The organism is Pseudogemmobacter sp. W21_MBD1_M6 (assembly GCF_052119585.1).
Lineage (GTDB): Bacteria > Pseudomonadota > Alphaproteobacteria > Rhodobacterales > Rhodobacteraceae > JBGQOJ01.
In genome coordinates, this window is the sequence record NZ_JBGQOJ010000041.1 from 1 (window position 1) to 11493 (window position 11493).

Below are 11493 nucleotides of genomic sequence, written 5' to 3' on the forward strand. Positions count from 1 at the left end.
CAACCAGCCTCCATCTCACACTGGCCCAATGTCTACACCGCCGTCAGATCAGGCGCAATTTTTAGAGGTGCCCTATACTAAAGGGGGCACAAAAGAACTTAGGATAACTTGGAAGTTTTCATTTTTTTGTCCAAAAAAGCGTTAATATTTGTGACGTTAGTGGGACTGCAGTTGTGTGCGAGTTCAAATGCAATAAACTAAAAAGTCAAGCGATAGGATTATATGGTGAACTTAAAGATATTGGGAGTAGGACCCGTAAAACTTGTCGCTGCGGTGTTTATTGTAATGGCGCCTGGCAACGTATTGCACGCAAACGGCTTTGGTGAAAACAGGGCGTGGCAGTTTCGTGAGCCGAGCGAGCGTGCCAACCTGGCAGCAGTGGCAGACCTGATTGAGAAGAAGAAGGGCGGATACTATGATGGCTTTAATACCATCGTGTATTCCACGACGACGACCAATATCGGCACGCAGGTCAACTGCAACACCCTTGCAGACGCAAAAGCGAATACCGCTGACAACAGTCAGGCGGGGAATTCCGTGGATGTGCGTTCACTTCCTAGCTTAACCACGGACGCTGCCGGCAACAAGTCTGCCAACAGCACAGCCGGGGATGCTGGTGCGCCATCGTCTGTACAAGATAGCTCCGGTAGCGTCGAGTCGGAGGTCACCGACAGTTCGGTGTCTGTGCAAACAGGCAAAGTCAAAAATGGAGCAACAGAGAATGACATGGTCAACGACCAGTTCAATTCCGGAAACCAGACGGCTTCAATCGATAATGCAACGACATGCGACATGAACGGGGCTGCCTTGAACGGCATTGTTGATGTGACCACTGGCAACATCTCGACAAATGGCGCCCCACTCAATCAGGATTCGAACTGATGGTAAAGAAGACGTTTTCCGTCGCCGTTGCATGTCTGCTTGCGGTGACTGGCTGCACCGATTTTTCCAAGAACGTAAGTTTGGTGAAGGATCCTGGGCAATACTCATCCGTCATTCACTCCAGCCCGGTCAGCAACCAGGTAACACCTCTGGAACCGATGCTCAGGTGTGTCGGCCGTCATTTGGGTAGTGGCGGTGTGTCTATTGCTGTCGGCGATGTCCGCGATTACACCGGCAAGTCGACCGCAGACGATGGAATGGCCATAACGCAGGGGGGTGCGCTCATGGCGTATTCCGCCTTGGGGAAAATGGCCCCCGGCGTTCAGTTACATGAGCGGTTCGACACCAGGATCGCGGATGCGGAACTTGCCTACATAAAGAACCGGCAGCTCGGGGATGGTGCGATGCACGAAATTCCGGAGTCTGAAGATGGAGGAAGTTCAACTGTTCCCTGGAAGCCATATTTCGGGGGATCGGTGCTTCAGTCGGATTACTACATCGTCGGGGGCATAACCGAGGTCAATTACAATATCCGCACAACAGGTGCCGAGCTTCAGATCAATCAGATTGGCCCGAAGGCCCGCGAGTATGTAATGAACGTGGCCGTCGACCTTCGGATTGTGGGTTCTCAGTCATTGAAGGTTTATAAGACTGCCACAGTTCAAAAGCAGCTTGTCGGCTACGAGGTAGGGTTTGAAGTCTTCCGGTTTTTCGAAAGCGACCTTTTCGATTTCAATGCCGGAAGTAAGTCGCAGGAGCCTGTTCAATTTGGAGTCAGAATGGCGATCGAGGAAGCCGTCTTTCAGTTGGTTTCTGCGGTCGTTGACGTTGACAGCGAACTTTGCAGTCCGGAGGTGGACGAAAACTTGCACGATATGCGGCTTCCACTTTTATGAAATTTCACCTTGGATTGGTGGGCAGACAGAGCCGAGGGTCCAAGGTGATTGAAAAACTCATTAAGTTGAGTGTGCCATTGCGGGATGGATAATTTGCAGCCGTGGGGGCTGGTCTACGTTGTCAAAATGGAGAGATACATGAATACGATCCAAATTAAGAGGGGCACGCGTGCTCGTCTTCTCGCTACAGCAGTTATAAGCGTGGTGTCGATGAATTCGTCGCCGCTTTTCGCTCAGAGTTCAATTGATTTTGAATTTCTGAACCAAAACTTCACCCGGCTCAACACGGCCATTGCGCTGGTCGACAACTACCAGCGAGATCTGGCTACCAACGTAGCTGCCGTCGCGGGTCCGTCTGGCGGTGGCTCCATCGATATCAGGATCGACCTCATGTCGTCGTCCGGTCTCGACGACAACATCACCGGCAGCTTTGACGCGAACCTGAACCGCATCTATGGCGATGCGTTCTCGAACTCTGTCACCAACACGATCTCTGCATCGACCGCTCCGGCGTTCGCGGATTCGTCCGCAATTGCGACGATGCAGCTCAACCAGTCGGACGTCGACGGACTCGCAAGCGGCGCGGCTGTCACGATTAACATCTACGCCCGTGACGTTGCGGGTGATACCGTACGCAGCCTGCTTGATGGATCGGCCGAAATCGTCGGTAACTCGGTTTCGTCTTCGGCGAACGGCAACACGGCCACGAACTCCATGACCATCGCCGATGGCGTGTCCGTCGCGGGTACTTCAGGCCCTGGGATCGCTGTTCTTGCGGCCGCTGACCTCAACGGCATTGTTTCAACTGTCAGTGACTTTACGGTTGATGCAGATCTGGTGATTGCCAACGCGCAGATCAACGATGGTGACATCTCCCAGTCGGTTGATATCACAAGCATGACGCGTGGCACCAATATCCGTGCCAATATCGAAGAAGTTACCGGATCGTCGGTCACCGTCGCTGACAACACCGTTTCGTCTGCAGCGCGTGGCAACAGCGTCACGAGCACGCTGAGCACCGGTGGAAATGCGGCCTCGATCGACGCATCTGTGGCTTTGGCCAGCACCCAGGTAAACGACAGCACTACGGTGGAAGCTACGACCCGCAGTTCCTATGTGCTCATCGACACGAACGAGGAAGACAGCGGCGCGACCACGGACAGCCTTCTTACGGTGGACAACAATGCCATCACGTCCGCAGCCTATGGCAACAACGCGGTTCAGACGATTTCGCTGAGCGCCAACGCGATTGTCTCTGGTCGTGACAGCGCTGCGACTATCGGTCAGGGCTTGGGTGCCGGCGACATGATGACCGCAACTGGCGCGGTGACCGTTTCGAACCTGCAACTGTCTTCGTCCTCTACCGTGGAAGCGGTGACGAGCAGTAACGATATCAAGATCAACATGGGCGATGAAACCGCGGATGATTTCGAGAACCTGCGCGACACCGCGACTGTGTCGAACAACACGTTTGACGCGATGGCGGTGAACAACCGGTCCACGTCTCAGGCTGTGTCGCTGAATGGCAATGACGTCGGTACTGGCGTCGCCGTTGTTAGCAATCAATACGCTGATGGAACTTCGGACACGCGCGCGGGATCGTTCTACAACGATGCTGAACTCTTTTCCAACGCGGGCAGCGGCGCTGTTTACAGCACCTTGACCGTTGACGGCAACTTCAACCGTGCGCTTGCAATCGGTAACACCGCAACTACCTCGATTTCGATCACAGCGAACAACATCGATGCAGCGGCCGACGCCGGTGTGCTTGGTAACGGGTCCGGCTCGATCGCGTTCGACGGAAGCCCCGCTTACGACAATGGCGATATTGCTGAAGTTGAAGGGTCGTTCATCACGCTGAATACCCAGTACATGCTGGGTGACGTGAGCGCTGAAATGTCTGGCGGCACGATGCAGGCCTATATGTCAGGTGGCGACACGCAGAATACGACGGTCAGCGTGACCGGCAACGATGCACTTGCCGCTGCTATTGGAAACGATGCTGCGAACACGATCACGCTGACGGTGAATGACATCACTTCGGCTGGTGTCATCCTCGCCCCCGCCGCCATCGGGTCGGATTTTGCCACGATCGGCGCAGCCATGACGCAGCAGACCAGCGTCCAAAACGTTGTTTCTGCGCGGGCGTTCGCAGAAACACGGATCTATAACGAAGAAGACGTCGCTAATTCGGTCTTGTCAACGGACGGCAACAGCGTCGAAGCAATGGCCGTTGCCAACCGTGCGACGTCGACACGCCTGTCGGTGAATGCCAACAGCATCGACACCGCCTTTAATGGTCCGCTCAGCGACACTGACTTCGTGAGCATTGACGGCGACAACTACGAGCCTCGTGCGTCCTTCATTGCGCAGACCGCGCAGCTGGCCAGCGGCTCCAACGTCGTTGCCTATCTGACGGACTCATCAACCAACCCGAGCACGTCTGTCGAGGTTGAAACGATCATTCGCGAAAATATCCGAAGTTCCGACATTTCCACGGATCTGAACGTCCTGCGTGCATCTGCCACGGCGAACAGCAGCGTCACGGGCCTGTCGCTGACCGCGGGTTCAACCATTGAAACCTCGCTCGGTGCTGCGAACTTCCAGGAAACGCGTGCCGCCACCCTTGACGCCGTCATTGGCGACCAGGGCACCATGGCCTACGCTTGGCTTGGATTTACCCTCAACGGGACCACGTCGGGGGCTGCTCCGTACGTTTTCACCACCAACGTCAACGGGTTGTCGGTTGAGCAGCTCGCCTACGTCGTCAATACTTATGGGAATGGGGGTGACGTAAATTACACCTTCAACGCTGCTACGGGCGTCATGACGTTCACGGCAGCTGCGGCCACTACCTCTGTGTCACCGGTTGGAGGCAGTCAGTCGATGGTGAAGCAAAATGGTGGTGCGTACATTCGTAACTACAATAACGTCCAGGACAGCACCTTGTCGGTTGCTGGCAACCTGACCGAAGGCACGGTGATCGGCAACACGGCAGTGAACACCGTGACCGTGGACGCGACCCAAATCCAGGAAGGCGCCGATCGCACCAACGCGGCCGTCGACATGGACTACAACGTCAGCGCGTCGAACATGGCGCAGAACACGCAGTATTTCTATGACAATGCTGCGACGTCGGAAGTCTATGGCAGCTTCGCGATCGATACCGATACTGACAATTTGATGAACGATTCGTCGTTTGTCGTTGACGGTAACACCCAGTTGTCTTCGGTGACGGCGAACATCGCCACAACGACGCTGTCTGTCAATGCGACGGGCATGTCTGCCACCACGGGTCTCCAGAACGGTCAATCAATCGATAACGACGTTCTTGCTGCTTCGACTGATATCATCAGTGCGCAGTCCGATGCCTGGGTCTATGCGCCCATGGCTATCACGCGCTCGACGCTGGATCTGACCAAAAACGTCAGTCAGGCACAGGCGCGGGGCAACGTGGCGACCAACACCGTGGACGTGACGGCCACCGTTCTGAGCGTTGGAACCGGTTCGATGTTTGCCAACACAAACGGCAACGGGGATGTTTCTGGCGGTGTGGTTATGGCCAACGACCAAGTGATCGGGTCTAACATCAGCGCTTCTGCTGCGCTGTCCGTGTTCAACGAACACTTCACGGACTCTACCACTGTGGGTGTCGAAGACTCGACGATCACCTTGGCTGGCAACACGTCTCTGGCCGAAGCGGTCGGGAACCGTGCGACCAACGCGCTTTCGCTGGACGGGACGTTCATCGCAGCGACCGGTGGCTTGCATAACTACCAAACCTTCTACAGCGGTGCCATGGAGACCTCTGCGACTGCCGATATTACTGTTGGTCTGACCGACAGTACAGCAACAGCCGCCGTCGTGGATTCCAGCACGATCATTGTTGACGGGAACCGCACTACCGCGCTTGCGACCATGAATCAGGTCGAAAACTCGGTGTCGATTTCCGCGACCAATGTCAGCGGTGGTTTCATCGAAGCTCAATTGGGCGTCAGATCTGACGGGGTGTTTCTGCTTAGCAACAATCAGTTGATCGCTTCCACCACCAGCGCGGCGTCGACTGTTCAGGGCGTAAGGTACGGCGTCGATTTGAACCCGTTGGTTCAAACCGGCGACGGCATTCTGAGTAGCGCAGTGGCTGTGGATAACAACGCCACAACTGCCCAGGTTCTTGGCAACCGTGCGTCCAACGTGTTGAACGCCGATGTTACGAACAGCCTTAACGCGAGCTATGGCATAAACTCCTTCCAAACCACCGCCTCCGACCTTACGGCAAGAGTGATCGGTGTCGAGGTCGGTGTGGACGCTTTTGGTGTCGGTACTTCGACCGACAGCATGATCTCGGTGGGTGGAAACAGTTCGCTTGCGAACGCGATCGCCAACCTGTCTTCCAACTCAATGGTGTTGAACGCGTCGAACATGATGGCGGCAGGGGCTACAACTGCCACAGGCTATGGCGGCATGGAAGCAACCGGTGCGCTGCTAAACAACCAGGAAAACTACGGAACGGTGGTTGCGTCGAACATGTCCATCACCTACGGTGTCGGTCTAGACGCCGGTGGCGTTCCAGGTGTTGCGATGTCTGGTACAAGCGCACAACTGCTTGGCAACAGCATCGCTTCGCAAGCGATGGGCAACTCTGCAACGAACATCCTGCTTGTCACGGCGCTTGCTGCAGATACGGCGTCCTACGGCGTGATGTCTAACCAGAGCAACATTGGGGATATCAGAGCTGGGGTCAGCGGCGCGTCGATCACGATGGCTTCTGTCGGAGGGGTTTCCGGATCTGCCGTTTCGGTCGGAAGCAACACCATTGGTGCTTCCGCAACCGGCAACAGCGCGTCGAACCTGCTGCGGCGCTGATATGAATGACCGGACCAGTCCCGCCTGTTTTATATAAACTGACCTGGTCCGGTCGGCACCTGGTTTGCCTCCCCATGGCATACCAGGTGCCTCCTCCCTCTTATAGCAAGGCGAAGCGATGTCGATTGAAGACAAAGAATCTGGCCGGCGAGTTGTCCTGGTCCTGGGGCCATGGTCGTCCGGATCAACAGCAGTTGTCGGTTACCTGGCGCGTATTGGTGCCTGGACCTGCCCCCCGCACCAGTTGACAAACGATCCGCTGACACCCGATAGCCACGAACCAAAGGCGTTCAGGGATGCGCTCTGCTCGGTGTTCGATGAGATTACATTGAACCCAACCCGGCCGGTTGAGTTTTTTACAGAGTTTTTTGCGACTTGGTTGAGGGCAGAGCAGAGTGTTTGCCAAAGCCTTGGGCACACGACCATCGCTCTAAAGCATCCGTTGTCTGCCTTTGCTATTCCACAAATCCTGTCCATTTGTGACCCCGAAATTCTCGTCGTCGTCAGGCCAATTGGACAAATCGAGAAAACCCGCAAAAGACGTGGTTGGCACCCGGTCTATGGTGCCGATGGCGCACGCAGAATCTATGGATCCATTTTCAGCTCTCTGATCGGGGCAGGTAGAAGCTTTTCTGCGGTATCGTATCCTGACTTCCTTGCAAACCCCGCCACGCGGCTGAAGCTTTGTCAGGTAGCCAATCTTTCTCCTGGATCAGAAAAGATCCGTGCTGCTGAAAACTGGCTTCGCTTGCCTGTGACGGCGGCTGGCATGACTGCGAACGAGGATTAACTTATGAATAGCTCTTCAAAACCCTCCATCATGTTCCTGTCGGACATGTGTCTTCTTGATCGAAACAGCGGTGCTGCGATCGAGATGCACGATTGGCTGAAAATGCTGGTGACTTCTGGCTATCGTGTCAGTTCCGTGTCCATGTCGCTCTTCGACGGCCAGGAGGAGTATCCTTTCAGGATGGAGATTGCACCGTCTATTGATCCAAAGGAGCACGTTGGCAAGAGGATCAGGGTTGTTCGGGATGGTATAGAGAACAATATCTTCAATGTTGGTACTTCCCTTGCGCGGAACCTGTCGACTGAATTGATTACAGGTTTTGTGGGATCTGCTGCTGAAGACATCCGGAGAATTCAGCCTGATATCGTCATTGGATTCGGCAGTCGGAATTTGGTACCGCTTCGTCAACTTGCCAAGCAGCTTGGTGCGCGAACGATTTTCTATCTGGCAAACGACAGTTATTCAGAAGACAAGCGCTCCTGCTTTGACGAGATCGATGAGATTGTGACACCTTCTGTCGCCCTAAGGGATCTGTATAATCAGAGACTAGGTCTGTCTTCAACGGTGATTGGCAACTTCTTGCCTGATTTTGCCGCGATTGCCAAGCCAACGATCATGGAGGTTGAGCAAAGGCGAAGGTCCAAAATTGTCACTATCGTGAATCCGAGCTTGGTCAAGGGCGGTCTTTTTTTCATGCAGGTTGCCGCAGTTATGGAAAATGTTGATCCTTCGATAACCTTCATGGCCATTGAAAGCCGGGTTCTCAGGGAGCATATGGAAACATTTGTGAACAACTCGTCACGCCTTAGCAACATTTGGTGGCTTCAGCGCCAATCCGACATGCATAGGGTTTACCGGCACAGCGCGGTTCTCCTGATGCCGTCATTGTGGTTTGAGGCAGCCGGACGGATAGTCCCGGAAGCACAAACGCATGGTGTCCCCGTGCTCGCCCATCGTGTTGGCGCTTTGCCGGAACAGTTGGGGTCCGGAGGTGAGTTGATTGACGTGCCAGAGCGGCTTGCAGGAAAGTTTGAAGAACTGCCTACTCCCATTGAAGTCTTGCCGTGGGTGCGTTCCATCACCAGGCTTCTCTCGAATGCGAGCCGTTATCAGGATTTGTCCCGGCGTGCTCTTGTTTCGGCACGGCGTCACGATCCTTCTGAGCGTGCCGAGCAGATTCGGCAGTTCATGGAGTCACAAGTTGACCGCAAGCTCGCCACCAAACCATCGAAAGAAGTTGTCGAATAATGTCCAAAACTTTTGTTCTTGGGATTGGGGCGCCTAAAGCTGGCACCACTTGGTTGCATGCATATCTCACGTCGATGCCTGGATTTGCACGTGGGTTTCAGAAAGAGTTCCATATCTGGGATGCCGTCCATGTGCCCGAAGCGGCGCGTTTTCGGGTGCGAGACGGCAGTCCGGTTCTGTCGGTTCCACAGCTTCTTCGTCGTGAAATGCAAAAGTATCCGTCGGCGTATTTTGATTACTTTGCCGCTTTGCTTGGCCAGGTAGGAGCGACGCATGCGGCAGATATAACCCCGTCCTATTGTGCGCTTTCGGGAGAACAGATCTCGTTTATTTATCGTGGCCTGATGTCCAGAGGCTTCAATGTTAGAATAGTATTTCTGATGCGAGATCCGGTGGAACGGTGTTGGAGCATGCTTAGAATGTTCCGCGCCGACGCTGGGCTGCAGAAAGTACACAGCAATCTCAACTATTCCAAGAATGACAACGACCTGCTGCTGGACTATGCTTTGTCGGATAACGCGCGTGTTCGTACGCGCTATGATCGAACGCTTTCTTCGCTCGAAGAGAGTGCTGTCCCTGCCGAGCATATTCACGTTGGGTTCTATGAAAACATGTTCTCTACATCCTCACTAAGGGCGCTAAGCGACTTCTTGAATGTTCCGTTCAAGCCGGAATTGTCAGAAAAGAAGGTGCACGTTTCGCCCAAAACAGGCGAAATAGAGGAGAGAGTGCGCGCTGAAGTTGTCCGCGTGTTTGCGGATGTCTATCGAAACGTTGCGAAGCGGATGCCGGAAGCTCGCACGCTTTGGAGCGGTTATGAGTATGTCGATGGCGACGGTGTTCGGTCTTCATAGAGCCGCTACAGTTGCATAGAATGATCGCCACACTTGGCAGCCTTATAGTGTTGATTAAAATCAATCCGGCTGGCAACTAACAGGATAAGGAACAGCAATGAAAACTCGGTTGATATTGGTTGCAGCGTTGTGCGCTGCAACAGGAAGCTCTGTGCTTGGAGCGGGTGCAGAGGGCCAGTTTGTGGTTCGAGGGTTGGGAGCACAGTCTTGCAGCTCTTTGAACGATGCAATGAAAGGAGATAACGCCCAATTGGTTCGCGATCGGCTGGTCGACTGGATCTCGGGTTGGCTCTCCCATGCCAACCGCAGTACTGAAGGGGTATATGATGTACACCCTGTGTCTGACAATAAGGTGGTGGGCGAGCTGGTGCGGCGTATTTGCGTGTCGAATCCGTCTGCTCTTATCGACAGTGTGGTTCTGAGTTCGGTTAATTCAGTTCGATCCGGCAGGCTCACGGGCGTGCCGGAATTGGTTCTGGTTGAGGCGGATGGCAATCAAGTGCAGGTCCCCGCGGAGCTCTTGAAGGCTGTCCAGGGCCGCTTGGTTGAACTGGGTTTCCTTGAGGCAAAGCAAGCGGATGGAAAGTTTGGTCCCGCGACGTCAAAGGCAATCAGTGGGTTTCAGGAAAGTTCAAAGCTTGCCGTAAATGGCCTTCCGGACCCTATTACAACGTATCTGATCTTTCTTGGAAAGTGAACTGAATTGCGTGGAAGCCTCCGGTTTAGCTCCCAGGTGCAGTGCTGCCGGGTGAGTGATTTTCTGGCGCTTGTGTCTTTTTGCGAGCGCCAGATTTCACCTCGGCGGCTTTTTTTTAGAATGGCTTTTTGGACGCACGATATGAGCCGACATTCCCCAAGTAGCCTGCCGTCTGACGTCGGTGTTTGTCAAAGGAGTTGTCCGCCGATTTCATGCGGCGACTCTGATTTCAGGGACGCTGATTTCGGTTTCAAGGTTGAGCCAGACGGGTCCGGCAGGTTGCCAGTTGCGGGTTTTGCCTGACCAGCGTTCCGGGGTTTGTGAACGCGCATTGGCATAGAGACTGGCGCGGTTTGCCAGTATTGCACGTATACGGTGTTTGTCAAAGGTGTTGTCCGCCGATTTCATGCGGCGTCTCTGATTTCAGGGACGCTGATTTCGGTTTCTGGGTTGAGCCAGACGGGTCCGGCGGGTTGCCAGTTGCGGATTTTGCCTGACCAGCGTTCCGGTTTTTGCGCACGTGCATTTGCATAGAGAATGGCTCGGTTTGCCAGCGTTGCGCGGTCATGGCCAGCGTGGCGTGCGCCCGGGGTGACGAAGCGAATGGCGCTGTGCAGATGCTCGCCGTTATACCAACTGGCGAAGGATTTTACCCAAGCCTGAGCATCGGTTTTTGTGGCAAAGCCCTTGCTCGGCCAGTCCGGGCGGTATTTGCAGGTTCGGAACAGAGCCTCCGAGAAGGGATGTAACCGGCCGGTTGTTACCGCGGTGATTGTGCCTTGATGCGGGCGACGAGTTCTGCGTTGTTGACGAAGTCGTCGAGGAATTCGTGCCAGGTTTTGGTGGTAATTCGGGCATCCCTGAGCATGTCTGTCAGTTCTTCGATGCCGTAGTCGGTCAGTGCGGTGATGGCCTCCTCCGGCCCAGTTTGGACGGTGATGATCGAGCCATAGGTCAGGTTATCGTCGTTGCAGACGATGGCCTCGAGAAGCTCCAGATCTTCGCCCATCATCTTGGCGGCGTATTTGAGGGAGCGGATGTGGGTGATGGCGGCCATCAGGCAGCCTCGGCATTTGGAGCGGCGAGGGGCGACCAATTCCATGGCAGCAACTCATCGAGGCGATTGATCTTGTGATCGTGGATGCGGGCGAGGATGTCGGTCAAATATGCCTGCGGGTCGAGACTGCGTATTCCGGAGGATCCGGCCATCCATTCCGACAACATCCGGCCACCTGTTCCGGGGTATCCGGCCACCTGTGA

General features: G+C 54.7%; 10 protein-coding genes. 7 read left to right on the forward strand and 3 right to left on the reverse strand.

Annotated features, from left to right (window positions below):
• Window positions 1-222 precede the first annotated feature (222 nt).
• The 7 genes from ACEN2R_RS19970 to ACEN2R_RS20000 all read left to right on the forward strand — a co-directional run bounded on the left by ACEN2R_RS19970 (window position 223) and on the right by ACEN2R_RS20000 (window position 10233).
• Window positions 223-882, forward strand: coding sequence for a hypothetical protein (locus ACEN2R_RS19970; protein ID WP_442044581.1), 660 nt, complete (start codon window positions 223-225; stop codon window positions 880-882).
• Complete coding sequence (locus tag ACEN2R_RS19975; protein ID WP_442044582.1) at window positions 882-1778, forward strand: CsgG/HfaB family protein; 897 nt, start codon at window positions 882-884, stop codon at window positions 1776-1778. Before ACEN2R_RS19970 ends, ACEN2R_RS19975 begins: the two co-directional genes overlap by 1 nt.
• Window positions 1779-1916: 138 nt before the next feature.
• A complete protein-coding gene (locus ACEN2R_RS19980; RefSeq protein ID WP_442044584.1) occupies window positions 1917-6644 on the forward strand; it encodes a beta strand repeat-containing protein in 4728 nt (1575 codons plus the stop codon).
• 118 nt (window positions 6645-6762) lie between these two features.
• Window positions 6763-7434 (forward strand): hypothetical protein, encoded by a 672-nt coding sequence (locus ACEN2R_RS19985; protein ID WP_442044586.1) that lies wholly within the window; start codon window positions 6763-6765, stop codon window positions 7432-7434.
• Window positions 7435-7437: 3 nt separating this feature from the next.
• Window positions 7438-8682 carry a glycosyltransferase family 4 protein gene (locus tag ACEN2R_RS19990; RefSeq protein ID WP_442044588.1) on the forward strand — a complete coding sequence of 415 codons (1245 nt, stop codon included), beginning with the start codon at window positions 7438-7440 and terminating at the stop codon, window positions 8680-8682.
• The gene (locus ACEN2R_RS19995) at window positions 8682-9536 is read left to right on the forward strand and encodes a sulfotransferase (RefSeq protein ID WP_442044590.1); all 855 of its coding nucleotides are present in this window, start codon (window positions 8682-8684) and stop codon (window positions 9534-9536) included. The genes ACEN2R_RS19990 and ACEN2R_RS19995 overlap by 1 nt, the downstream gene beginning before the upstream one ends.
• 97 nt (window positions 9537-9633) lie before the next feature.
• On the forward strand, window positions 9634-10233 hold the full coding sequence (locus ACEN2R_RS20000) for a peptidoglycan-binding domain-containing protein (RefSeq protein ID WP_442044592.1): 600 nt from the start codon (window positions 9634-9636) through the stop codon (window positions 10231-10233).
• 210 nt (window positions 10234-10443) lie between these two features.
• Here ACEN2R_RS20000 and ACEN2R_RS20005 read toward each other — a convergent pair whose 3' ends face one another.
• From ACEN2R_RS20005 to ACEN2R_RS20015, 3 genes are all read right to left on the reverse strand, one after another.
• Window positions 10444-10641, reverse strand: a complete 198-nt coding sequence (locus ACEN2R_RS20005) for a hypothetical protein (protein WP_442044597.1) — start codon at window positions 10639-10641, stop codon at window positions 10444-10446.
• A gap of 352 nt (window positions 10642-10993) precedes the next feature.
• On the reverse strand, window positions 10994-11290 hold the full coding sequence (locus ACEN2R_RS20010) for a hypothetical protein (RefSeq protein ID WP_442044593.1): 297 nt from the start codon (window positions 11288-11290) through the stop codon (window positions 10994-10996).
• On the reverse strand, window positions 11290-11493 hold a 204-nt coding region (locus ACEN2R_RS20015), incomplete at its 5' end, for a transposase domain-containing protein (protein ID WP_442044595.1). The genes ACEN2R_RS20015 and ACEN2R_RS20010, both read right to left, overlap by 1 nt.